At 55.3% G+C, this 24,820-nt stretch carries 23 protein-coding genes and 1 other annotated feature; of the genes, 2 read left to right on the forward strand and 21 right to left on the reverse strand.

Translation table 11 applies throughout. The features are described from left to right. Positions 1 to 5: 5 nt before the first annotated feature. The 12 genes from aspS to GHH_RS13085 form a co-directional block, all read right to left on the reverse strand. Positions 6 to 1,778 (reverse strand): aspartate--tRNA ligase, encoded by a 1,773-nt coding sequence (gene aspS / locus GHH_RS13030; RefSeq protein ID WP_015375478.1) that lies wholly within the window; start codon positions 1,776 to 1,778, stop codon positions 6 to 8. A 4-nt stretch (positions 1,779 to 1,782) separates the two neighbouring features. Next, entirely contained in the window at positions 1,783 to 3,063 is a 1,281-nt protein-coding gene (gene hisS / locus GHH_RS13035) for a histidine--tRNA ligase (RefSeq protein ID WP_015375479.1), read from the reverse strand. 45 nt (positions 3,064 to 3,108) lie between these two features. After that, positions 3,109 to 3,340 (reverse strand) — a binding site (T-box leader). A 421-nt stretch (positions 3,341 to 3,761) separates the two neighbouring features. Further along, positions 3,762 to 5,291 (reverse strand): alkyl hydroperoxide reductase subunit F, encoded by a 1,530-nt coding sequence (gene ahpF / locus GHH_RS13040; RefSeq protein ID WP_015375480.1) that lies wholly within the window; start codon positions 5,289 to 5,291, stop codon positions 3,762 to 3,764. 13 nt (positions 5,292 to 5,304) lie between these two features. Continuing rightward, the gene (ahpC, locus tag GHH_RS13045) at positions 5,305 to 5,868 is read right to left on the reverse strand and encodes an alkyl hydroperoxide reductase subunit C (RefSeq protein ID WP_011232052.1); all 564 of its coding nucleotides are present in this window, start codon (positions 5,866 to 5,868) and stop codon (positions 5,305 to 5,307) included. 252 nt (positions 5,869 to 6,120) lie between these two features. Next, on the reverse strand, positions 6,121 to 6,294 hold the full coding sequence (locus GHH_RS19215) for a hypothetical protein (RefSeq protein WP_015375481.1): 174 nt from the start codon (positions 6,292 to 6,294) through the stop codon (positions 6,121 to 6,123). An 80-nt stretch (positions 6,295 to 6,374) separates the two neighbouring features. Then, the gene (dtd, locus tag GHH_RS13055; protein ID WP_013144643.1) at positions 6,375 to 6,833 is read right to left on the reverse strand and encodes a D-aminoacyl-tRNA deacylase; all 459 of its coding nucleotides are present in this window, start codon (positions 6,831 to 6,833) and stop codon (positions 6,375 to 6,377) included. Between the two features lie 23 nt (positions 6,834 to 6,856). After that, the gene (locus tag GHH_RS13060) at positions 6,857 to 9,055 is read right to left on the reverse strand and encodes a bifunctional (p)ppGpp synthetase/guanosine-3',5'-bis(diphosphate) 3'-pyrophosphohydrolase (protein WP_013144642.1); all 2,199 of its coding nucleotides are present in this window, start codon (positions 9,053 to 9,055) and stop codon (positions 6,857 to 6,859) included. 148 nt (positions 9,056 to 9,203) lie between these two features. Continuing rightward, on the reverse strand, positions 9,204 to 9,716 hold the full coding sequence (locus GHH_RS13065) for an adenine phosphoribosyltransferase (RefSeq protein ID WP_013144641.1): 513 nt from the start codon (positions 9,714 to 9,716) through the stop codon (positions 9,204 to 9,206). Further along, positions 9,707 to 12,073, reverse strand: a complete 2,367-nt coding sequence (gene recJ, locus GHH_RS13070; protein WP_015375482.1) for a single-stranded-DNA-specific exonuclease RecJ — start codon at positions 12,071 to 12,073, stop codon at positions 9,707 to 9,709. Before recJ ends, GHH_RS13065 begins: the two co-directional genes overlap by 10 nt. Positions 12,074 to 12,130: 57 nt before the next feature. Continuing rightward, on the reverse strand, positions 12,131 to 13,039 hold the full coding sequence (locus tag GHH_RS13075; RefSeq protein WP_013144639.1) for a cation diffusion facilitator family transporter: 909 nt from the start codon (positions 13,037 to 13,039) through the stop codon (positions 12,131 to 12,133). Positions 13,040 to 13,176: 137 nt separating this feature from the next. Continuing rightward, on the reverse strand, positions 13,177 to 15,429 hold the full coding sequence (gene secDF, locus GHH_RS13080; protein ID WP_015375483.1) for a protein translocase subunit SecDF: 2,253 nt from the start codon (positions 15,427 to 15,429) through the stop codon (positions 13,177 to 13,179). 113 nt (positions 15,430 to 15,542) lie between these two features. Then, a complete protein-coding gene (locus GHH_RS13085; protein ID WP_013144637.1) occupies positions 15,543 to 15,830 on the reverse strand; it encodes a post-transcriptional regulator in 288 nt (95 codons plus the stop codon). A 111-nt stretch (positions 15,831 to 15,941) separates the two neighbouring features. Between GHH_RS13085 and spoVB the strand changes: the two genes are divergently transcribed. Further along, positions 15,942 to 17,504, forward strand: coding sequence for a stage V sporulation protein B (spoVB, locus tag GHH_RS13090; protein WP_015375484.1), 1,563 nt, complete (start codon positions 15,942 to 15,944; stop codon positions 17,502 to 17,504). Between the two features lie 64 nt (positions 17,505 to 17,568). After that, on the forward strand, positions 17,569 to 17,952 hold the full coding sequence (locus GHH_RS13095) for a TIGR04086 family membrane protein (RefSeq protein ID WP_015375485.1): 384 nt from the start codon (positions 17,569 to 17,571) through the stop codon (positions 17,950 to 17,952). Positions 17,953 to 18,044: 92 nt separating this feature from the next. Here the strand turns inward: GHH_RS13095 and yajC are convergent, their stop codons facing one another. From yajC to GHH_RS13140, 9 genes are all read right to left on the reverse strand, one after another. After that, the gene (yajC, locus tag GHH_RS13100; protein WP_015375486.1) at positions 18,045 to 18,317 is read right to left on the reverse strand and encodes a preprotein translocase subunit YajC; all 273 of its coding nucleotides are present in this window, start codon (positions 18,315 to 18,317) and stop codon (positions 18,045 to 18,047) included. Positions 18,318 to 18,340: 23 nt separating this feature from the next. Then, a complete protein-coding gene (gene tgt / locus GHH_RS13105; RefSeq protein WP_013144633.1) occupies positions 18,341 to 19,483 on the reverse strand; it encodes a tRNA guanosine(34) transglycosylase Tgt in 1,143 nt (380 codons plus the stop codon). Positions 19,484 to 19,500: 17 nt separating this feature from the next. Continuing rightward, complete coding sequence (queA, locus tag GHH_RS13110; protein WP_013524223.1) at positions 19,501 to 20,529, reverse strand: tRNA preQ1(34) S-adenosylmethionine ribosyltransferase-isomerase QueA; 1,029 nt, start codon at positions 20,527 to 20,529, stop codon at positions 19,501 to 19,503. A gap of 15 nt (positions 20,530 to 20,544) precedes the next feature. Next, entirely contained in the window at positions 20,545 to 20,751 is a 207-nt protein-coding gene (locus GHH_RS13115) for a DUF2905 domain-containing protein (protein ID WP_013524224.1), read from the reverse strand. Continuing rightward, on the reverse strand, positions 20,748 to 21,749 hold the full coding sequence (gene ruvB, locus GHH_RS13120) for a Holliday junction branch migration DNA helicase RuvB (protein WP_015375487.1): 1,002 nt from the start codon (positions 21,747 to 21,749) through the stop codon (positions 20,748 to 20,750). The genes GHH_RS13115 and ruvB overlap by 4 nt, the downstream gene beginning before the upstream one ends. A gap of 25 nt (positions 21,750 to 21,774) precedes the next feature. Further along, on the reverse strand, positions 21,775 to 22,359 hold the full coding sequence (ruvA, locus tag GHH_RS13125; RefSeq protein WP_011232068.1) for a Holliday junction branch migration protein RuvA: 585 nt from the start codon (positions 22,357 to 22,359) through the stop codon (positions 21,775 to 21,777). A gap of 103 nt (positions 22,360 to 22,462) precedes the next feature. Beyond that, the gene (locus GHH_RS13130; protein WP_011232069.1) at positions 22,463 to 22,939 is read right to left on the reverse strand and encodes an intercompartmental signaling factor BofC; all 477 of its coding nucleotides are present in this window, start codon (positions 22,937 to 22,939) and stop codon (positions 22,463 to 22,465) included. A 227-nt stretch (positions 22,940 to 23,166) separates the two neighbouring features. Continuing rightward, entirely contained in the window at positions 23,167 to 23,907 is a 741-nt protein-coding gene (locus GHH_RS13135) for a YebC/PmpR family DNA-binding transcriptional regulator (RefSeq protein WP_014196414.1), read from the reverse strand. 138 nt (positions 23,908 to 24,045) lie between these two features. Beyond that, positions 24,046 to 24,780: a YhcN/YlaJ family sporulation lipoprotein gene (locus GHH_RS13140; RefSeq protein WP_013144628.1), complete on the reverse strand. Its 735-nt coding sequence runs from the start codon at positions 24,778 to 24,780 to the stop codon at positions 24,046 to 24,048. Positions 24,781 to 24,820 lie beyond the last annotated feature (40 nt).

Raw genomic sequence — 24,820 nt, forward strand, 5'->3', positions numbered from 1 at the left:
CGCTGTCACTCGTTTCCCAGAAGCACAACCGCCAAGTGCAGCTCCTCGAGCTGCTTGTCGCTGACCGGCCCCGGCGCTTCGGTAAGCAAGCAGCTCGCGCTCGCCGTTTTCGGAAACGCGATCGTATCGCGCAAGTTCGTGCGCCCAGCGAGCAACATCACCAGCCGGTCAAGGCCAAGCGCAATGCCGCCGTGCGGCGGAGTGCCGTATTCAAACGCCTCAAGCAAGAATCCGAACTGACGGCGCGCTTCTTCTTCACTGAACCCTAAGGCGCGGAACATTTTTTCTTGCACGTCCCGCTCGAAAATGCGGAGCGAGCCGCCGCCAAGCTCATAGCCATTTAAGACGAGGTCGTACGCCTGCGCGCGGACGGCGCCCGGGTTTGTCTCAAGCAGCGGAATGTCGTCGCGCACCGGCATCGTAAACGGATGGTGAGCGGCGTAATAGCGCCCTTCTTCTTCGTCATACTCCAAAAGCGGCCAATCCGTCACCCACAAAAACGCGAGCTTCGCTTCGTCGATCAAGCCGAGCTCCTTGCCAAGCTTCAGCCGCAACGCGCCGAGCGCCGCGGCGACGATCGCTTTTTCGTCGGCGACAAACAAAAGCAAATCTCCGTCTTCGACAGCAAGCGCTCGACGCAGCGCCGCCTGTTCCTCATCGGTGAAAAACTTGGCGATCGGTCCTTTCAGCTCTTCGCCTTCCGCTTTCAGCCAGGCGAGCCCTTTCGCCCCGTAGCGGCCGGCAAATTCTCCTAAGGCGTCAATATCTTTACGCGAATAGCGAGGGGCAGCGCCTTTCGCGTTGATCGCCTTCACTTGGCCTCCTTCTTTGACGGCGCGGGCGAACACTTGAAACGCTGAATCACGAACGATTTCCGATACGTCGACGAGCTCGAGGCCAAAGCGTATATCCGGCTTGTCCGAGCCGTAGCGGCTCATCGCCTCGTCATACGTGATGCGCGGAAACGGGCGCGGGATGTCGATCCCTTTTGCCGCTTTCACGACGGCAGCCATCATCCGTTCGGTTAAATCGATAATATCCTCTTGTTCGATAAACGACATTTCGATGTCGATTTGCGTAAATTCCGGCTGGCGGTCGGCGCGCAAATCCTCGTCACGGAAGCAACGGGCGATTTGGTAGTACCGTTCCACGCCGCCGACCATGAGCAGCTGCTTAAAAATTTGCGGTGACTGCGGCAAGGCGTAAAATTCGCCCGGATGGACGCGGCTTGGCACCAAATAGTCACGCGCCCCTTCCGGCGTGCTTTTCGTCAACATCGGCGTTTCAATTTCCAAAAAGCGTTCGCTATCCAAAAAGTCGCGCACCGTCTTTGTGATTTTGTGGCGAAGCGCCAGTGTTTGAAACATGACTGGGCGGCGCAAATCCAAATACCGATATTTTAAGCGCACGTCTTCCGCCGCATCCGTGTCATCGGAAATCGAAAACGGCGGCGTTTTTGCCTCGTTGATGATCTCGATTCGTTCCGCCTGAATTTCAATGCGGCCGGTCGCGATGTTCGGATTGACCGTCTCCGGAGCGCGGGCGACGACCGTTCCTTCGACGCTTAAAACGTATTCGCTCCGCACGCGCTCCGCTGCCGCCAGCGCTTCAGCCGACACGTCCGGGCTGGCGACAACTTGGACGATGCCCGTTCGGTCGCGCAAGTCAATGAAAATGAGGCCGCCTAAGTCGCGGCGCTTTTGCACCCAGCCTTTGAGCACGACGCGCTCGCCGACGGCCGTTTCCGGCACTTCTCCGCAATAATACGTCCGTTCCATTCGCTCACTCCTCCTTCCCGATCCGTTCATGCAAAAAGTGCGCCAACTCGCCGAGCGGTACATTCGTTTGCTCGCCGCTCGCCATATGCTTTACCGCCGCTTCCTGTCTCTCGAGTTCTTCATCGCCGATAATGGCGACAAACGATGCCCCAAGCCGGTCGGCGGCCTTCAGCTGCGCCTTCAATTTTCGGCCCAAATAATCTTGATCGACCCTCAATCCAAAGCGGCGCAATGCATAAACGAGGCGGACCGCCTCGTCTTTCGCCCGCTCACCGACAGCGACGACATAGCAGTCAAGCCCGCTCTCCACCGGCAATTCCACACCTTCGGCGTCAAGAGCGGCCAACAGCCGCTCGATGCTCAAGGCAAAGCCGATGCCCGGCGTCTCCGGACCGCCGATTTCTTGGACAAGCCCGTTGTAACGCCCGCCGCCGCACAGCGTCGCCGCCGCGCCAAATCCTTCCGCTTCGCTCATAATTTCGAACGTCGTATGATTGTAGTAATCAAGTCCGCGCACAAGACGCGAATCAATGACAAACGGAATGCCAAGGTTAGTTAAATATTGTTTGACTTTTTCAAAATAAGCACGCGAGTCTTCGTTCAAATAATCCAAAATCGACGGCGCCGTCGCCATCAGCTCATGATCGCGGTCTTTTTTGCAGTCGAGAATGCGGAGCGGATTCGTATGAAGCCTCGTCTGGCAGTCCGGGCACAGCTCGTGGATGCGGCTTGAAAAATGGCGAACAAGCGCCTCTCGGTGCGCCCGGCGGCTGTCAAGGTCGCCCAAGCTGTTGATGACAAGCCGGATCCGTTTTAAGCCAAGCGCTTCGTAAATATGCATCGCTAGCGCCATCACCTCGGCGTCAATCGCCGGATCGCTGCTGCCGAGCGCCTCGACGCCGAACTGGACGAACTGGCGGAACCGTCCCGCTTCCGGCCGCTCGTAGCGAAACATCGGCCCGCTGTAATACAGTTTCAGCGGCTGGTGCGGACTGCCGTACAGCTTATGCTCGACAAACGCTCTGACAACCGGCGCCGTGCCTTCCGGGCGGAGCGTCAGCGCGCGCCCCCCTTTGTCTTCGAACGTGTACATTTCTTTTTGCACAATGTCCGTTGTATCCCCCACACCGCGCAAAAAAAGCTCCGTATGCTCGAAAATCGGCGTCCGGATTTCCCGATACCCATATCGGCTGCAAAGGTTGCGGGCGACATGTTCGACATATTGCCATTTTTCCGTGTCCCCTGGCAGCACATCTTGCGTCCCTCTTGGAATTTGAAAAGCCATGCTCATCCTCCTTTGCCAAAATAAAACGCCCTTGTCCCTGTCATCGATAGGGACGAGAGCGTGATTCCCGCGGTGCCACCCTAATTGAAGCCGATCCGGCTTCCGCTTGTCGCCATTAACGCATGACGCGCGTTCCTTTTTACTGGCGCAAAGCGCGTTCAAAAGGAAACCTACGGAGTGTCTTTCGTTAAGCCATCATGGAGAAACGCTCGCAGCCTTAGGCGTTTCCTCTCTGGCCATGTGGGCCTTAACTACTTTTCTCCATCATCGGTTGTTCCGTATGAGAAAGATGTAATTTTATATTACGGACAATCTCGGCCGTTTGTCAAGTTGTCCTAGCGGCTGTGATCCATGGTTTTTCGCAAAGAGAAAAACTTTGATGTCTCATCACATTTTTCACCTTGTGTGAACTACCCACCACCTACGCTTCGCTTAGAGATGGGGGCTTCAAGCGACTTGTGTGTGTTCGCCGAACGGTAAGCCACACACAAGAACCCTTTACGCTTCCCTTCGTTCCGAAGGTGTCCGTTCTAGCCATATTCTATCCTATTCGTTGGCTGACGCCAACCGACATTCATCTCCCACTTTCACTTCGCTTCAAAGTGGGAGACTTCTTTCGGAAAGATGTTAAAAAAAGAGAGCCGACTCGTTGAACCGCCCCTCCATGGGATCGAAGAGGCGGTCCACCTTCGGCCCTCTTAATGGCGAATCAAATAATCAAACGCGCTTAACGCCGCGGTTGCACCCGAGCCCATCGAGATAATAATTTGCTTATAGGCGCTGTCTGTGCAGTCGCCTGCGGCAAAGACGCCTTCAATGTTCGTTGCGCCGCGTTTATCAACAATGATTTCACCGAAGCGATTCCGTTCCACCGTTCCTTCCAACCATTCGGTGTTCGGAACAAGGCCGATTTGCACGAACACGCCCTGCAATTCGATATGATGTTCTTCTCCTGTTTCCCGGTCAATGTACGTCAAGCCGTTGACTTTGTCCGTGCCGGTGATTTCCGTCGTTTGCGCGTTTTTAATCACCGTTACGTTCGGCAAGCTGTACAAACGATCTTGCAAAACAGCATCCGCCTTGAGTTCAGGGGCGAACTCCAGCAGCGTCACATGGCTGGCGATGCCAGCGAGGTCAATCGCCGCTTCGACTCCAGAGTTCCCGCCGCCGATGACCGCCACGTGCTTCCCTTCGAACAGCGGGCCGTCGCAGTGCGGGCAATAGGCGACCCCTTTGTTTTTGAACTCTTCCTCGCCCGGCACGCCAAGGTTGCGCCAACGGGCGCCCGTTGCGATGACAACGGTTTTGCTTTTCAACACAGCGCCGTTTTCCAGCTCGACTTCAATCAAGTCTTTTTTCTCGAGCCGTTTTGCCCGCTGCGAGCTCATGATGTCGACGTTGTATTGCTTTACATGTTCTTCAATGCTGGCCGCAAGCTTCGGCCCTTCCGTATATTTGACGCTGATAAAGTTTTCAATGCCGAGCGTATCTAAAATTTGTCCGCCGAAGCGCTCCGCGACAATGCCAGTGCGAATGCCTTTGCGCGCTGCGTAAATGGCTGCTGTCGCACCTGCAGGGCCGCCGCCGATCACCAGCACATCAAACGGCTCTTTGTCGGCGAAGGAAGAAGCGTCCGGAGCACCCCCTAATTTGGCGAGGATATCTTCAAGCGACATGCGGCCGCTCGCGAACAGTTTGCCGTTTAAAAACACCGTCGGTACGGCCATAATCCCTTTTTGCTCCGCTTCTTCTTTAAACGCCGCCCCGTCGATCATCGTATGCGAAATGTTCGGGTTTAACACGCTCATGATGTTGAGCGCTTGCACGACGTCTGGGCAGTTGTGGCATGTCAGGCTGACGTACGTTTCAAAATGATGTTTGCCCCTGATTTGTTGAATGCGGTCCACGACGTCTTGGCTGACTTTCGGCGGCCGCCCGCTCACTTGAAGCAGCGCCAAAACGAGGGACGTAAATTCATGGCCGAGCGGCACGCCGGCGAAGGTGATGCCGGTGTTTTCGCCGACCCGATTGACGCTGAAGCTTGGCGTTCGTTCCAGCTTCGCTTTTTCCACTTTGATTTTCGGCGACATCGCCGTTAATTCATCGATTAAAGCAAGCATATCGCGGGAAACGTTGTCGTCTCCCGCGCTTACCGTCAAGACAATATCATTTTCAAGCAATTGCAAATACTGAGCTAGTTGCGCCTTGATGTCAGCATCCAACAGCATCGCCTAAGCCCCCTTAAATTTTGCCGACGAGATCCAAGCTTGGCTTCAGTGTTTCCGCTCCTTCTTTCCATTTCGCCGGGCAGACTTCACCCGGATGGTTGCGCACGTATTGAGCCGCTTTAATTTTATCAATCAGCGTGCTGGCGTTGCGGCCGATGCCGTCCGCATTGATTTCCACCGCTTGAATGACGCCGTCTGGGTCAATGATGAACGTGCCGCGCTGCGCCAATCCTTGTTCTTCATCGAGCACATCAAACATGCGCGACAGTTGATGCGAAGGGTCGCCGATCATCACGTATTCGATTTTGCTGATGGCTGGCGATGTATCGTGCCATGCTTTATGCGTAAAGTGGGTGTCGGTCGAAACCGAGTACACTTCCACGCCAAGTTCTTTGAACGTCGCGTAGTGGTCTTGCAAATCTTCGAGCTCCGTCGGGCAGACGAACGTAAAGTCCGCTGGATAGAAGCAAACGATGCTCCATTTTCCCATGAAGTCTTGCTCTGTCACTTCGATGAATTCGCCGTTGTGATACGCTTGGGCACGGAATGGTTGTACTTTTTTCCCAACCAAAGACATTGCTTCATCTACCTCCTGCGACTGTTAGTTTATAATAATTTTAAACCAATACTTATTATCATATAGGGGCATATGTTTGTCAATACATATGCAATGGATTTTTTCCTCTACCGAGCCGGATCAGTGTTGAGCGGATGCGCAGCGCTCACAGGGATGGACATTTTTATTCGCAGCTTTTTCGTCTAAACGGCCACACCGCCTCGGCCCACGAAACATCCACACGCCGCGTGCGCTCCTTCCAACTCGCCATGTTTACGGACGGGGCTGCTGTTTTTTCAACATTTGTACGTCTTTCGGCGCCACACCGAATTCGGATGCCAACTCAAACGCTCTATATTGGGCCTCGAGCCGCACCCATTCGTGAAAGTCGGCGGACAACACATCGTCCGCCCGATGCGCCTGCTCGCCTCTTTTGGTTTGCCGCATCGCGCTCCTCCTTTCTTATTGCCGCACTTGTTTTCATCTTTCCCATTTTTCGCCGAAAATAAAAAAGAAACCGGGAAACTTCATCGGTTTCCCGGTTTCTCGCTGCTGTCGATGATCAAGGTGACCGGCCCGTCGTTTGTGAGCGATACGTCCATCATCGCACCGAATACGCCGGTTTCTACATGAACGCCTCTTTCGCGCAAAGCGGCGTTGAACGCTTCATACAGCGGCAAGGCATGGTCGGGCTTTGCCGCCGCCATAAAGTTCGGGCGCCGGCCTTTTCGGCAGTCGCCGTAAAGGGTGAACTGCGACACCGACAGCACCGCCCCGCCGACGTCAAGCAAGGAGCGGTTCATTTTTCCGTCTTCATCTTCAAAAATACGCAAATGAGCGATTTTCTCAGCCAAATAGGCAGCATCGTCCTCCGTGTCCTCGTGTGTGACGCCAAGAAGGACGACAAGCCCGGCATCGATCGCTCCGACCGTCTCGCCGTCGACGGTGACTTTGGCCTCTTTCGCCCGCTGGATGACCGCTCTCACTCGCCTTCCTCCTTTCGCCGCCCTTAGTTGTTCATCAAACGCTGGACGGAATAAATGTCGGGAATTTGCTTGATTCGATCGACCACTTTTTGCAAGTGGCTCAAATTATGAATGGCGATCGTCATATGGATCGTCGCGATTTTATGGCGATGATCGGAGCGTCCCGAGACGGCGGAAATGTCTGTTCGCGTTTCATTGACCGCCTGCAGCACCTCATTCAGCAAACCGCGGCGGTCAAATCCGGTGATCTCAATGTCCACGTTATATTCGCGCTCGCCGTTTGCCCCGCTTTCCCATTCTACGGCAATCAACCGATCGGCCGCTTCTTCGGTCTTGACGTTCGGGCAATCGGCGCGGTGGACGGAAATGCCGCGGCCGCGGGTAATAAAGCCGATGATTTCATCCCCCGGCACCGGGTTGCAGCAGCGCGACAGACGGATGAGCAAGTTGTCCATTCCTTGGACGCGGATGCCGCAGTCGCGTTTTTTTCCAGCCGGCAGCTTGGCTTCGAAGACCGCTTCGGCCAGTTTGCGCTGCTGTTCCTCGAGATCGCGCTGCTTCCGCCATTTTTCCGTCAACCGATGGGCGATTTGCGCCGCTGTGATGCCATGATAGCCGACTGCCGCATACATATCGTCTTCGTTCGAGAAGTTGAACTTTTCGGCGACGCGCTTTACGTTGTCCGCCGTCATCACTTCTTTCGGCTCAAAGCCGAGGCTGCGCACCTCTTTTTCCACCATCTCTTTGCCTTTTTCGATGTTTTCTTCGCGCCGTTGCTTTTTGAAAAACTGGCGGATTTTGTTGCGCGCCTGCGACGTTTTCGCCAGTTTCAGCCAGTCTTGGCTCGGACCGTACGAATGATTGGAAGTTAAAATTTCGACGATGTCGCCCGTTTGCAGCTTGTAATCAAGCGGCACCATTTTGCCGTTCACTTTCGCCCCGATCGTCTTGTTGCCGATTTCCGAATGGATGCGGTAAGCGAAATCGATTGGCACCGATCCGGCCGGCAGCTCGATGACATCGCCCTTTGGCGTGAAGACGAACACCATGTCGGAAAACAAATCCATCTTGAGCGATTCCATGAACTCTTCGGCATTGCTCGCGTCGTTTTGCCATTCCAAAATTTCCCGAAACCAAGACAGCTTTTCTTCAAACGAGTTCGGCTTGATCGTCTTTCCTTCTTTGTACGCCCAGTGGGCAGCAATCCCGAATTCGGCGATTTGGTGCATTTCAAATGTGCGGATTTGCACCTCAAGCGGCTCGCCTTTTGGGCCGATCACCGTCGTATGGAGCGATTGGTACATGTTCGGCTTCGGCATGGCGATGTAGTCTTTAAAGCGCCCGGGCATCGGTTTCCAACATGTATGAATAATCCCCAATACAGCGTAGCAGTCTTTGATGCTGTTGACGATGATGCGGACAGCGAGCAAATCGTAAATTTCGTTAAACTGTTTATTTTGCATCACCATTTTACGATAAATGCTGTAAATATGTTTCGGACGCCCGGAAATTTCGCAAGGAATATGCACTTCGTTGAGCCGTTCGCGCACTTCTTGAATGACTTCCTCCAAATATTGCTCGCGCTCAGCCCGCTTTTTCTTCATTAAATTGACGATGCGGTAATATTGCTGCGGGTTTAAATAGCGAAGCGCCGTATCCTCAAGCTCCCATTTGATTTTCGAAATGCCGAGCCGATGCGCGAGCGGAGCGAAAATTTCGAGCGTCTCATTGGCAATGCGCCGCTGTTTTTCGGCCGGCAAATGTTTCAATGTCCGCATATTGTGCAGCCGGTCGGCGAGCTTGATCAAAATGACCCGGATATCTTGCGCCATGGCCAAAAACATTTTCCGGTGGTTTTCTGCCTGCTGTTCTTCCTGCGATTTATATTTAATTTTTCCAAGCTTCGTCACCCCGTCGACAAGCATCGCCACTTCCGCGCCGAACTCGCGCTCAAGGTCTTCTTTTGTCGCCTCGGTGTCTTCGATGACATCATGCAAAAACCCGGCGGCGATCGTTGTCGCGTCCATCTTTAAGTCCACCAAAATGCCCGCGACTTGAATCGGGTGGATGATGTATGGTTCGCCCGATTTCCGGAATTGGTCGCGGTGGGCGTGTTTGGCAAACTCGTACGCCTTTTTCAAAAAGGCGACATCCTGCTCCGACAAATAGCAGCTCGCTCGTTCAAACACTTGCTCCGCTGTCAGCACTTGTTCATTGGCCATAGGGTTGAATCACCTTTTTAATCGATTAAAATTGAAGCTGCAAAGCGCAGAGGTCCGTTGCGTTCATACGGTTAATAAGAAAGAGCACTCATGTGTGAGTGCCCCTTTTTTCTTTATTGTATCCGAAGATGCGAACAATGTCGACTGTTTAAAACTGCATCAGCGTCAAAATGTCGTAGCCTTCCAATTTTTTGCGGCCGCCAAGCTCGGTGAGCTCAATCAAAAACGCCAATCCGGCCACCACTCCGCCGAGCTGTTCCACCAAATCGATCGTCGCCCGCATCGTCCCGCCCGTCGCGAGCAAATCGTCGGTGATCAACACACGCTGCCCTGGCTTAATGGCATCTTTATGCATCGTCAAGACATCTGTTCCATATTCCAGGCCATACTCCACACGGACGACTTCGCGCGGCAGCTTCCCTTCCTTGCGCACCGGCGCAAACCCGACGCCAAGCGCATAGGCGACTGGGCATCCGATGATAAAGCCGCGCGCTTCCGGACCAACGACGATATCGATTTGTTTTTCGCGCGCATATTGAACAATTTGGTCGGTCGCGTATTTGTACGCCGGACCGTTGTCCATCAGCGTGGTAATATCTTTAAACATGATGCCCGGCTTCGGGAAATCGGGCACAATCGTAATGTATTGTTTTAAGTCCATGATACGTTTGCCTCCTCGTGCGTTTGCGAACGTGTCATTTCCGCCAAACAGCGTTTCAATTGCTCGTAAGTGGAATAGACTAACTGATGCTCCGCCTCGAGCTCGTCCCGCCGCCGGCGGTACGTCGGCGATTCGTGCAAATCGCGCTTCGCCGGCTGATGAACGAGCGAAATGACGCCGTTTTGTTCGCTGATAAAGTCAAGCTCTAAAAATACTTTCGCCATAAAATGAACCGTCTCTTCCGTCCAACCGCGGGCGCGGGCCAGCTCACCGCCGCGCTTGGCGAGCGGAAACGAACGGTGTTGATGCAAAAAGGCGTAAAACCATTTAAAATGTTCGCGCGTCGGAAACGTGCGGAAAAATTGCGCCTCGGGCTGGGCGAACACCGCGTAAATGCGCGCCGGCCGCCCGCTGCCAAGAAGCGCCGACAGCAAGGCCAGCCGCGGCGGCACGTCAAGCAGCACGACATAGCGGTCGTCAATCGATAAGGCGCCCGCCTCTTCTTCGGTCGGCACGCAATGAAGCTCCCCGCGAAATGGCGCCACGTCGGGGCGCTGCCCAGTTTCGCAGCGAAAGGAGACGACTAGCCGCTTCTCTTTTGGCAGCCGCTCAAGAAGTGGACGGACGTCGCGGCAGCCGCGGACGTCAAACAGCTGGCAGTCGCTGACCGCCAGATCACACAACGACAGCTGCGGCTTGGCGAACCCGTTCCATTCGTTCACCGACAGCTCCCCGACCGCCGAAATGCGCGCATCCGGAGCGATTTCTTCGCATAACGGCCCGAGGCCGAAGCCGATGGCATCGATCGCGGCCCCGTCTTGGGAAAAGACGGCTTTCATATGGGCTCCGTTCGCCCCGACGCGCCGCATCGTTTCAACGGACGCCCCTTCAATGAGAACAAGCGGCCGCGGATTGCCGACGCCAAACGGAGCGAACCGCTCAAGACCGCGGGCGGCGTCGAGCGTCAACTCAGCAATCGAACAGGAAGCATCGATGAACGTCGGCGGCGTAAAATCGTCCTCAGACAACGTTTCGGCGGCGATGGCGTTCAGCCGTTGCCGCAATTCTTCGACATCATCAAGCGCCAATGTCATCCCCGCCGCCATCGGGTGGCCGCCAAAGTGCGGCAACAGGTCGCGGCATTGCGACAGGCTGGCGAATAAGTCAAACCCATGAATGCTGCGGGCTGACCCTTTGGCGATCCCTTTTTCCCGGTCGATGGAAAGCACGACCGCCGGGCGGTAAAACTGCTCGACAAGCTTAGAAGCGACAATGCCCACCACTCCGGCATTCCATCCTTCGCCTGCCACAACCAAGACGCGATGTTCCTCAGGAGGAAATTGGCGGCGCACCATGTCCGCCGCTTCTTCAGCGATTTGTGCCACAAGCTGCTGACGTTCGCGGTTTAACTCGTCCATCTCCGCCGCCAGCTGCACCGCTTCGTTCTCATCGTCCGTCATTAAGAGCGCCACTGCCGGATCGGCGCCGCCGAGGCGCCCCGCCGCGTTCAAGCGCGGAGCGATGACAAATCCGACCGTCTGTTCGTTGATGGCCGCCGCATCAATGCGGCATTGCCGAAAAAGAGCGCGCAGCCCGATGCGCTCCGTCGCTCGCAACGCTTCAAGCCCGTGTGCAACAAAGAGGCGGTTTTCCCCAACAAGCGGAACCAAATCAGCGATCGTGCCGATCGCGACCAAATCAAGCAAATGGCGCGGCACCCGCCCAAGCAAGGCATGGGCTACCTTAAACGCAACGCCGACGCCGGCTAAATCGCGAAACGGATATGTACTTCCCGGCTGCTTCGGATGAATGATCGCATGCGCCTCCGGCAACACCGGACCTGGCTCGTGGTGATCCGTTACGATGACATCCATCCCCCACTCGTTGGCGGCCGCAATTTCCTTGACCGCCGCAATCCCATTGTCGACGGTCACAATGACGGAAACGCCGCGCTCTTTTGCGGAGCGAAACGCCGCCATGTTCGGCCCGTATCCTTCCGTAAATCGGTTCGGAATGTAGAACTCGACCGACGCCCCCGCCTCCTTGAGAGCACTCACCATCACCGACGTGCTGCAAACGCCATCGGCATCGTAATCGCCGTATACCAACACGCGTTCGCCCGCGTCAATCGCCCGCTTTAGACGCTGAATCGCTCGCTCCATCCCGTCAAGCAAAAACGGATCATGAAACGGTTGGCGAAGCGGATTGAGGAACGCCGCCGCCTCCGAGGCCGTCCGCACCCCGCGGCGGACGAGAAGCCTCGCCAATAAGGGCGTGACGCCGGCTTCCTCAGCCAGCCGCCTCACCGTCTGCTCATCGAGGCGCTCCACCTCCCAACGCGTTTTCGCTTTCAACATGTCTCCCACCTCAACTCTCCTTATTATACAAAAAGGAGAAAAGGGCAGGCAACGACATTACGGTTTTTTTTCCGGGTTGTACGGGTTGATGTGAACCATGACATTGCGGACGCGCGGCAGCGTCAGCAGTTTTTCTTTCACTTTCTTTCCGATCCGGTGCCCCTCTTCGACCGTCAATCGCGGATCGACGGCGATTTTCAAATCGACGATGACGTAATGGCCGTGCTCGCGCGCATGCAGCTCATTGATTTGCCGCACATCGGGAATGGACAAGACCGCCTCGCGCAAATAGCCGGCCTCCTCCTCGTGAAGCACATGGTCGATCGCCGTATGGACCGACTGTCGGCCAAGGTCCCATGCCATTTTCAGAACAAGCAGCGAGACGAACAATCCGGCGAGCGGGTCGGCATATACAAGCCAGTCAATCTCCCATTTTCCACCGACAATGGCGGCGCCGACGCCGATGAGCGCAGCAAACGACGAAAACACATCCGATCGGTGCTCATAGGCGTTGATGATCAGCGCATCGCTGTTTAGCTTTTTCCCGAGCCGGTATTTATAGCGAAACATCGCTTCTTTGACAGCAATCGACAACAACAAGACGTAAATGGCGGCCGCCCCGGGCGGCGACAGTGGGGCGAAAAATGACAGAAACGCCGAGCGCCCGATCTCGATCCCAACGAGAAATAGAAGAACCGCCACAATAATGGCGGCGATGGATTCCGCTTTCCCATGCCCGTACGGATGATCCTCATCCGGCGGGCGCGCAGCGGCCCGCAGTCCGACCCAAACGGCGAACGAGCCGGCAACATCGGACGCTGAATGGGCGGCATCAGCGATCAACGCTTGGCTTTGGCTCCACACGCCGACCGCCGCCTTGACGACGGCGAGCGCCATGTTGCCGGCGATGCCGACGACCGCTGCTGTTTTCGCCTGCCTGAACCGCTGTTCGTGTTCCATGGCCATCTCCCCCACCTTTGCATTCAGCAGCCTCACGCGCTGCCTATGTTGCATCTGACGGTTAGTGTATCCATTTTCCGCCCCGAGCATTGCACCGAACAAAAAAGGCGCCGGAAAAGCACATTCACTTTTCCGGCGCGCTGTTACACCTGCGGTTCGGCCTCGGCCGCCGCTTTTTTGGCTCCTTTCCCTTTTTTGAGCTCCTGTCCTTTCCAAACGACCCAAAGCTGAGAAGCGATGCAAAGCGACGAATAGACGCCGCACACAAGTCCAACGAGCAAGGCGAGGTTGAAATTGCGGATCGCTTCGCTGCCAAAGATGAGCAACGCGATGACCGTAAACAAGACGGTCAATACGGTATTGACCGAGCGCGTAAAGGTTTGCTGCAGCGCCCGGTTGACGATATGCTTCAAGTCGTCGACCGTTTTCACTTTCCGCTTTTTCATCAAATCCCGGATGCGGTCAAACGTGACGATCGTATCGTTGATCGAGTACCCGATGATCGTCAGCACCGCGGCGATGAATGTCAAATCGACTTCAAGACGCGTCAAGCTGAACACCGTGACAATGAAAAAGGCGTCATGCAACAGGGCGACGATCGCCGCCAACGCCATCCGCCACTCAAAGCGGATCGTCACGTAAAGAATGATGCCGATCGAGGAAATCAGCACAGCAATGAGCGCATTGCGGGCCAGCTGCTTGCCGACGACCGGCGAGACGGTGCTGATGTTTGGTTCGTTGCCATACGCTTGCTTCAATTCATTTTTCAGCTTGGCAATTTCTTGCTTATCGAGCACGCCAATCAAGCGGACGACGCCTGTTTTCCCATCCGTGCCGGACAGGACGACATCCTCCGGCTTGTAGCCGAGCCGCTCGAAATAGCCGCTCAACTCTTTCGCATCGATCGGCTGGCTGCTCGTCACCTCAACGCGCGTTCCGCTCGTGAAGTCAATACCAAGATTCAGCCCCAGGGCAAACAACGAGATGACGCCGGCGATCGTCAATGCGCCAGAGAAAATGAAAAACTTTTGGCTATGTTTGACAAAATCCCAGCGGTCAAACTTCGTCGGCACTTCCGTTTCCTCGGTCGTTTCGGCAATGTTTAAGATTTCCGACTTTTTGACGCCAAACCACTCCGGCTTTTTATCGAGCCAGCGGCTTGACACAAGCAGCCCGAGCAACAGCCGCGTGCCGTAAACGGCGGTGAGAAAGCTGACGACGATGCTGATGATGAGCGTCGTCGCAAACCCTTTCACCGAGCTTGTCCCGTAAATAAAAAGAACAGCGCCGGCGATGATCGTCGTAAGGTTGGCGTCAAAAATCGTCGCAAACGACCCGCGGTTGCCAGCACGGAACGCCGACAGCATCGACTTCCCGAGCTTCAGCTCCTCTTTGATCCGTTCGTACGTAATAATGTTGGCATCGACCGCCATCCCAACCCCTAAAATAAGGGCGGCAATGCCCGGCAGCGTCATCACGACGTTCATCCAATCAAACAAAAGCAAAATCAAATAAATGTATACCGACAGCGTAATGACGGCGATGATCCCGGGAAGCCGGTAAAACCAAATCATGAACAAGAAGATCGCCGCCACACCGATGATGCCGGCCAACACCGTTTTTTGCAGGGCGTTTTTCCCAAACTGAGCGCCGACGGACGTGGAGTAAATTTCATGCAGCTCGACCGGCAGCGCGCCGGCATTGAGCAAATCGGCCAGCTGTTGCGCTTCTTTGACCGTAAAATTGCCGACGATCGACACATCCGTCTGATTGAACACTTGGTTGACTGAAGCGGCGGAAATAAATTTCGGATCCGCTTTTCCCGCTTCTTTCCGGTAGGAGTCCACCCCTTCTTTAAAATCGAGCCAAATGACTAAAATGTTGTTTGGCGGCCCCATTTTATATACTTTTTCCGTCACCTGGCGGAACTTGTCGGCGTCTTTCAATTTCAGAGCGACGCTCGGCCGGCCGTTTTCATCAAACGACAGCTTCGCTCCGCCTTGGACGAGGTCGCTTCCGTCCATCAGCACGTTGTCATTGACATCGCGGAACGTCAATTTCGCCTGCGTGGACAAAATTTCGCGCGCCTCATTTTGGTCTTTCACCCCGGCGAGCTGAACGCGGATGCGGTTTCCTCCCTCGATGTCAACGCGCGGCTCGCTGACACCAAGGACGTTGATCCGTTTATTCAGCGCGCTGACGGTGCTTTGCAGCGTCTCTTGATCAATCTTATCGCCTTTTTTGGCCGGCTTCACTTCATACAGCACTTCAAAACCGCCTTGCAAGTCAAGGCCCAGTTTGATGTTATGTACAATTCCTTGAATCGTCGGCCCCATCACTCCGGCGAACAAAAGCAGGAGCAGAAAAAAGGCGACGATGCGGTTTCGTTTTACCATTCTCCTTAAGATTCCTCCTTCAACTTGCCCAAGCGCCGTCCGGTGTCGCGCCAAGCAAAACATTGGCCTCGCCTTCCATTATGAAACAGCAGCCGGCAAGTGTCAATTTTCCACTATAACAACTCCTTTAAAACCCGCTCCAACTCATCATCGCCGGCCGCCTGCTGCTTATACGAACGCATCGTCAAAAACATCATATACTCGCTCGGCGAAAGAGAGAAAATGTCGCTGACCAACTCATGCAGTTTTTTTTCCGCCGGCCGATGCTTCCACTTGCGGGAACATAAACATTCCCACAGCCCATCCATCGTCACTTGCGTATAGCCGAGAAGACGAAACTCATCGCACTTCGACTCGAGCGCCGGCATGAGCTGTTCGCGCAGCTTCCGGTTTTCCTCCATCCCCCATCCCCCCTTGTATCCATTGCCGCCTGCCAATCTTGTCATGCTTGGCCATGGGCCTTGCATATATTGTATAAAAGATGGAGGCATTTGAGAAGGCAGGGGGAGAAAATGTCTAAATTTTTACAAGGTACGGTCATTTTAATCGCCGCTGGCTTTATTACGAAAATTCTCGGCTTCATCAACCGAATTGTCGTCGCCCGCATGATCGGCGATGAAGGAGTCGGGCTGTACATGATGGCCGTGCCGACGCTCGTTTTAGCGATTACCGCGACGCAGATCGGGCTGCCGGTCGCCATTTCCAAACTCGTCGCCGAAGCAGAGGCGGCCGGCGACCGGCAGCGGGTGAAACAAATTCTCGTCGTGTCGCTGGCCACCACCGGCGCGCTAAGCATCGTGCTTCTGCCGGCGTTGATCGCTGCTGCGCCATGGCTCTCCCGGACGATGTTCACCGACCCGCGCACGTACTATCCGCTTCTTGCCATCGCTCCAATTGTGCCGATCGTCGCCATCTCTTCGGTGCTGCGCGGCTACTTTCAAGGACGCCAGCAAATGAAACCGTACGCCTACTCGCTCTTGTTGGAACAAATCGTCCGCATCAGCTTGATCGCCTTATGCACACAGCCGCTTTTGCCGTACGGCGTCGAGTATGCCGCCGCCGGCGCCATGGCGTCTTCCGTTCTCGGCGAGCTGGCAGCATTATTGTATTTGCTGTTTTTATTTAAGGTTAAAAAATCGATTCGCCTGCGGACAAAGTTTTTTCACTACGTCCAAGCCGGCAAAGAGACGTTCGTCCGCCTCATGCGCATCGCCTTGCCGACGACCGGCGGCCGTCTGATCGGCTCGCTTTCCTGGTTTTTCGAGCCGATTGTCGTCGCCAATAGCTTGGCGTTAGCCGGTGTAGCCACATCGATTGCCACAAGGCAATACGGCCAGTTGGTCGGCTATGCGATCCCGCTGCTCACGCTGCCGTCGTTTATTACGTACGCGCTTTCGACCGCCCTGGTGCCGGCCATCAGCGAAGCAATGGCGCAACGCAAGCTGCTTTTGGTCGAATACCGGATCGCCCAGGCGATGCGCTTGTCGCTCGTCACCGGCGGCCTTTCCGCCGTTGTCCTGTATATTTTTGCCGAACCGTTAATGCGGTGGATGTATGGCACAAGCGAAGCAGCCATCTTTATTCAGGTGATGGCGCCGTTTTTCTTGTTTTACTATTTCCAAGGCCCGCTGCAAGCCGTGCTGCAAGGGCTTGATTTGGCAAACGCCGCCATGACGAACAGCTTGATCGGAGCGGTGGTGAAGCTCGTGTGCATCTTCGTCCTTGCTTCCCGTCCAAGTTTGGGCATTATGGGCGCGGCGCTGGCGACTGCAGTCAGCACCGTTCTTGTGACGTTGCTTCACTTTGCCACGGTCGTCAAGACGGTGTCTTTTTCCATCGATGCGCGCGAGTACATCAAAGCGCTTGGCGCCATCATCGCTGCGGGCGCAATCGGCTATGCGCTCTCCCGCCATCCGCTTTTGGCCATGCCCGCACCGCTTTGGACGCTGCTTGCCATGGCCGCGACAGCCGCCCTATATGCCGCCTGCCTCGTTCTGTTCCGGCTCATCCGGCGCGAAGAGCTCGTCTACCTGCCCGGACTGCACTGGCTGGCCGGAAAAAACAGAAGAAAATGAACTTCTAAACGTGTCCAACGGCGAATATATTGTGGTAAACGATTGTAGGCAAGGGGGGAGCACGGTGTCACGGCTTGGCAGCGCACTCGTCTACGGCGTCGCCACCATTTTTGTGTTGGCGGCATTCGTCAGCTTCGTTTTTTCGTTGCTGCTCAAATGGACGGATCTTCATGAATCGTCGCTTACATGGATCATTTTTGCCGTCTCAGTCATCTCCATGTTCATCGGAGGGATCGTCGCCGGCGGAAAAAGCCAGGAAAAAGGGTGGCTTGCCGGCGGGTTGACCGGCCTTTCGTTTACGGCAATTGTCTTTTTGTTTCAGTTTCTCGGCATCGAAAAACCGTTTACCATCGAACAATGGCTATACCATCTTGGCTTTTTGATTGCCGCCTCCCTCGGCGGCATCGTCGGCGTCAACTTGTCTCCGGTGCGCCGCGAGCGGGCGTAAGCGGGCGCATCAATGCAAAAGCGGCTGTTTCATTGGGAAACAGCCGCTTTTTTGACGGCGGCCTGGCTTAGGCGCCGCCCTCTGAGCTTCCACTATGCCTTGCTTTCCGCCACCACTTCTCTTACCGCAGAGCGGTCGAACGTCAACCGCGTGCCGTCGCCGGCGCGGACGATGATTTTGTCTTCATCGACCGAGTCGATAATGCCATGCAAGCCGCCAATCGTGACGATTTTGTCACCTTTTTTCAAGTTCGCCTGCATTTGCTGGATGGCGCGCTGCCGCTTTTGCTGCGGACGGATGAGCAGGAAATAAAAAATGACGAAAAACAGCACGATCAGCAAGATGTTGGCAATCGCCGCGTTCATGCGATCCCCTCCTTTCTGGGCAGCTAAAAGTTTTTCGCGTTCGGCTTGTTGAAGCCGTAGCGTTCGAAAAATTCCTCACGAAAATCGGCAAGCCGATCTTCACGGATCGCCTGCCTCACCTGCTCCATTAATTTTATCAAAAAATAGACGTTATGGTAAGACGTAAGCCGGATGCCAAATGTTTCATCGCATTTGATGAGATGGCGAATGTAGGCGCGCGTATAGTTCCGGCACGTGTAGCAGTCGCAGTTCGGATCAAGCGGCGAAAAGTCGCGGGCGTACTGGGCATTTTTAATGACGACCCGACCTTCGCTCGTCATCACGGTGCCGTTGCGGCCGATGCGCGTCGGCAGCACGCAATCAAACATGTCGATGCCGCGGATCGCCCCGTCAATCAGCGAATCGGGCGACCCGACGCCCATTAAATAGCGGGGCTTGTCCGCCGGCAGAAGCGGCGTTGTAAACTCGAGCACCCGATTCATGACCTCTTTCGGCTCGCCGACCGACAACCCGCCGACCGCATAGCCCGGGAAATCGAGCGACACTAAATCGCGGGCGCTCTGCCGGCGCAACTCCTCATACTCGCCGCCTTGGACGATGCCAAACAGCCCTTGCTCATTCGGGCGGCGGTGCGCCTTCAAGCAGCGCTCCGCCCAACGGCTCGTCCGCTCGATGGACTGTTTCATGTATTCATACGTCGCCGGATACGGCGGGCACTCATCAAACGCCATGATGATGTCGGCGCCAAGCGCATTTTGAATTTCGACTGCTTTTTCCGGCGATAAAAACAGCTTATCGCCGTTTAAATGGTTGCGGAAATAGACGCCTTCTTCCTCGATGCGGCGGAATTCGCTGAGGCTGAACACTTGGAAGCCGCCGGAATCCGTCAAAATGCCGCGATCCCAATTCATAAACGCATGCAACCCGCCCGCTTCCGCGACAATGTCATGCCCCGGGCGCAGCCAAAGATGATAGGTGTTGCTTAAAATGACGCCGGCCCCCATTTCCTTCAGCTCTTCCGGCGACAGCGTCTTGACCGTGGCGAGCGTCCCAACCGGCATAAACATCGGCGTTTCAAACGAGCCGTGCGGCGTATGGAGGATGCCAAGGCGCGCGCCCGTCTGCCGGCACGTTTTGATCAGTTCAAAGCGAATCGGTGTCGTCAACGTGCTCGTCTCCTTTCTCAAATGATGAGCATCGCATCACCGAAGCTGAAAAAGCGGTATCGCTCTTTGACCGCTACTTGATACGCGTGCAAAATATTTTCGCGCCCGGCGAGCGCACTCACGAGCATGATGAGCGTCGATTTCGGCAGGTGGAAGTTCGTCACCAGCCCATCAATCCCTTTGAACTCATAGCCCGGATAGATGAAAATGTCGGTCCAGCCGCTTTCGGCGACAAATCGGCCGTTATGTTTGCCGGCGATCGTCTCGAGCGTCCGTGTCGACGTCGTGCCGACGGCGATGATGCGGCCGCCCTGCTCCCGGACGCGGTTTAACGTCTCGGCCGTTTCCTCGCTCATTTGATAAAATTCGGCGTGCATATCGTGCTTCTCGACTTCGTCCACTTGCACCGGCCGAAACGTGCCAAGCCCGACATGAAGGGTGATGAAGACGATATGCACCCCTTTTTCGCGAATGGCGTCAAGCAGCTCTTCGGTGAAATGCAAACCGGCGGTTGGCGCCGCTGCCGAACCAATTTCACGGGCGTACACCGTCTGATACCGTTCCGGGTCGTCAAGCTTTTCTTTAATGTACGGGGGCAGCGGCATCTCCCCAAGTTCGGCCAATACTTCATAAAACAGGCCGTCATACGAAAACTCAAGCACTCGCCCGCCGTGTTCCAGCGTATCGAGGCAGACGGCTTCAAGCTTCCCCCCGCCAAAGGTGAGCTTCGTCCCCGGCTTGACCCGTTTGCCCGGCTTAACGAGCGTCTCCCAACGGTCGCCGTCCAATTGCTTTAACAGCAGCACTTCGACCGTTCCGCCCGTTTCCTCTTTTTCGCCGTAAAGCCGCGCCGGCATGACGCGCGTATCGTTTAAAACGAGGCAGTCGCCCGGATTCAAGTACGAAATAATGTTGCGAAACGTTTCATGGCGAATGGCGCCCGTTCGTTTATCGAGCACCATGAGCCTTGATGCCGCCCGGTCTGGAAGCGGCGTTTGCGCAATCAACTCTTCCGGCAAATGAAAATCAAACAAATCGACTTTCATGCAGTTCTCCTTCCTTCAGCGAAATCGTCCGAGCACGTAAAAAATCAATGATAACACAACGCTCAGCAAGATGGATGTCACAACGGGAAAATAAAACGTCATATTCCCTTTGCGGATGACGATATCCCCCGGCAAGCGGCCGAGTTTGACAAACTGCATGACAAACCCGACAATGATGAGCACAACGCCGATCGTCATGATCAACTTTGGCAAGCTGTTCACCGCTTCGGAACCTCCATTCCTAAATGGGTGTACGCAGCCGGCGTGACGACGCGCCCGCGCGGCGTACGCTGCAAGAGACCGATCTGCATCAAGTACGGCTCATACACTTCTTCAATCGTTTGTGCTTCTTCGCCGATGACGGCCGCCAGCGTTTCGAGCCCGACCGGGCCGCCGGCGAATTTTTCAATCATCGCTGAAAGCAGCTTATGGTCGATTTGGTCGAGCCCGAGCCGGTCGACTTGCAGCCGCTCGAGCGCCTCGACAGCAAGCGGCAGCGTAATTCCCCCCTCTCCGCGCACTTGCGCAAAATCGCGGACGCGCCGCAGCAAACGGTTGGCGATGCGCGGCGTGCCGCGCGCCCGACGGGCAAGCTCAAGCGCCGCTTCGCGCTCGATGCCGATTTGCAAGATGGCCGCCGCCCGCTCAATGATTTGGGCGAGTTGGTCGACGTGATAGTATTCGAGCCGGCTGATGACACCAAACCGGTCGCGCAGCGGCGCCGACAGCGCCCCGGCTCTCGTCGTCGCCCCAACGAGCGTAAATGGCGGCAAGTCGAGGCGAAGCGTGCGCGCATCCGGCCCTTTGCCGATCGCGATATCTAAGCAATAATCTTCCATCGCCGGATAGAGCACCTCTTCCACCGCCCGCGGCAGCCGGTGGATCTCATCAATAAAGAGCACATCCCCCGGCTCAAGCGAAGTGAGAAGCGCCGCCAAATCTCCCGGCCGCTCGAGCGCCGGTCCAGATGTCGCTCGCAGCTTGACGCCCATTTCATTGGCGATGATCACGGCGAGCGTCGTTTTCCCAAGTCCCGGCGGTCCATAAAGCAGCACATGGTCGAGCGTCTCTTCGCGGAGCTTGGCCGCTTCAATGAACACTTTTAAGTTTTCTTTGATCTTATCTTGCCCGATATATTCATGCAAATATTGCGGGCGCAAACTCGGTTCAAGCGCAGTCTCTTCCCCTAAGACCTCCCCGGATACAAGCCGTTCCTTCACCGTCATCCCTCCCTTTGGCCGCTGTTTATCCCAAAAGCAGCGCCAGCGCCCGCTTCACATACTGTTCCGTCGACATCGCTTCTTCGCGGAGCGCCGGAATGATTTTCTCGATCTCCCGTTCAGCGTAGCCGAGCGCCTTGAGCGCCGCCACCGCCTCGGCGAGCGCACCGGAAAGCGGGGCGGCCGAACGTGCAGCCGCCGGCGCCGCAAGCGCCCCGAGCTTCCCTTTTAAATCCAAAATCATTTGCCGGGCCGTCTTTTTGCCCACGCCTGGAAACTTGCATAAAAACGCCTCGTTTTCTTCCTCGATGGCCCGCGCCAGTTCATCCGGACGCCCGGCCGCCAAAATGGCGAGGCCGCCTTTCGGCCCGATGCCCGACACTTGCAGCAGCTTGGCGAACAAGTTGCGCTCCTCGCGTGTTGGGAACCCGTACAAGGCGTGCACACCTTCGCGCACATATTCGTATGTATAGACGGTCACCGCCGCCTCGCGGCTTTCCTGAAACGCAAACGGGTTCGGCGTAAAGATCTCGTAGCCGATGCCGTTATGGTCGATGACGATATATTCCGGGCAGACGTAATCGACATACCCACGGATAAACTCGATCAATGGATGCTCCTCTCCTTTTTTCGTCCTTTCATTGTATCATATGATTTCATTATAGCAAAAAGAAATCCCGCGATGCGCTTTGCACCACGGGCTTTCGCTTGGTTTATTGGACGACCGCAAAATGGCGGTACATTTCGATCACTTGTTCATACCGCTCTTTCGAGAGGACGCGAATTCCTTTCTTCAGCTTTTCTTGCTGACGGCTTTCGAGCTTTTGCACGTCGATTTGGAAAAACGACTGGATGATTTCGCTCGACCGGCCCGGTTTGCCGTTGAAGATAGACAACGTGCCATCGTCCGTAATTCCGAAGTAGCCGTTTGTTTTTAACAACGGCGAAATGTCGTTGATGGTTTTGCGAAACACGATCGTCTGATCATCGAGCGTCACGAGTTGCCAACCGCGATATTTTTTCCATATTTCTGTCATCGAATCGACGGTTTCGGTGACTTTCTCTTCACTCATCTCTCCGTCCAAGTATTGCCGCTCGAGCACAATCGTCATCTTGACCGGTGCGGCGGAGGCCGAATGAACCGGCAACACGATGGCGGCGATCCACAGTATGAGGGAAAGAATTCGCATCGTTTGTTCCTCTCTTCTCGGATGATGGTTCCTTTACGCCACTAGTTTCACCAGCGGACGCCATTTTATTCCTTGATCCATCAGCTTTTTTGCCAAGCAAGCTGCCGCCGATCCAAAAAATGGGGCGGGGATTCAAGCCAACGGCGCTCGATCATCATATTCCATTATGTTCCACGACCTTCGAATGTATGTACAAAAAAATCCGCCGGCTTCGCCGACGGACGCCGCTACTCCTCAAGCACCGATTCGTCCAAATTATGGTACACTTCTTGGACGTCATCATCATCTTCAAGCGTATCGATCAACTTCAGCATTTTTTTCAAATCGTCGCCCTCAAGCGTCGTATACGTTTGCGGAATCATCGTAATTTCCGCGCTGGCAAACGTGAATCCTTGCTGTTCCAGTTCGTCTTTCACCGTTTCAAACGATTCGGGCGCTGTATAAATTTCGAACGATTCGTCCGTTGTTTCCATCTCCTCGGCGCCCGCTTCAATGGCCAACAGCAGCAATTCATCCTCATCAACGTTGTGCTGTTCGCGGTCAATCACGAGCAGCCCTTTGCGCTCGAACAAATAGGAGACGCAGCCCGTTTCCCCTAAATTGCCGCCGTTTTTCGAAAACGCCGCACGCACGTTGGCGGCGGTGCGGTTTTTATTATCCGTCAGGCAAACGACCATGACGGCAACGCCGCCTGGTCCATATCCTTCGTAGCGAATTTCCTCATAGTTGGTATGTTCTTGGGTTCCAGTTGCTTTTTTAATCGCCCGTTCAATGTTTTCGCTCGGCATGTTGGCCGCTTTCGCCTTCTCAATGACAAGGCGCAGGCTCGGATTGGACGCTGGATCGCCTCCGCCGCTTTTGGCGGCCACATAAATTTCCTTCGCCAGTTTCATGAACAGTTTGCCGCGTTTGGCATCTTGAGCATTTTTCCGCCGTTGGATATTTTTCCACTTCGAATGTCCAGCCATCGACAGTTCTCCTCTCATCGCAACGGAATGTTCCGACTATTACTATAGCAAAAAACGCGGAAATTGTCAGCCAAGCTCCAGCGAAGGAGCAGCCATGAAAAAAGGCGCCCCGCTTTTTTGGGACGCCTTTTTCGTTTGTCACCGAGTGTTTTCCGGCCGTTCTTGAATCGTGCCATCGATAAAAATGGTGCGCAAATCACGGCGGATTTCTTCCATATTGATTGGAGTCCCGCGTCGAAGCGCGTTGTCAATCGTGCGGATGCGGTGGTACATGCTCGGATTCGAGGTGACGCGCACCCGCTTGCCGTCCGCGTACGGAGCGACCGCTTGCTCGATTTGCTTCTCAAGCCGCTTGGGATGGCGGTCGTCTGTGGCAATCGCGATGAGCGCCTGATCGCCATACACAACCGCGCGGGCATCGTCGACTCCGTTCACCGCTGCGGCGCGGCGGGAGAGCTTCTCAGCCAAACCGCCGGCATAGCTTCGGTAGTACGACGGGTGCGGATCGACGTTTAGCGAGTGCAAATGCCCATGGTAGTTGTAATCGCTGTCACCGAAATCGACGTCGGGCGGAAGGGCCGGAACGTCCGTGTCAAACCGGGTCGCTGCTGGTCCTCCGAGGCGGCCGCCGTCCGTCAAATAATCGGTGACCGGACCGCGGCGCGCCCATATATAACGGTTGTCATAATTGAGCGCATTCGTCCCGTATCGGCCATAGCGGAAATCGTCGCCTCGCTCCGTCGAGTAAAAACCGATCGGTCTCGCCGCATCATGATAACGCTGCGCCCCTTCCTCATTCGCCCGGTAGTTGGTGCATGAGGCGAGCAATCCGGCGACCGACAACGCGCCGATCCATCTGACCGCGTATCTCAATGGAAAACCCCCCTTGGTTTCCTTCGCCCAAGGCTGGCAT

It is taken from the genome of Geobacillus sp. GHH01, assembly GCF_000336445.1.
Taxonomy (GTDB): Bacteria; Bacillota; Bacilli; order Bacillales; family Anoxybacillaceae; genus Geobacillus; species Geobacillus zalihae.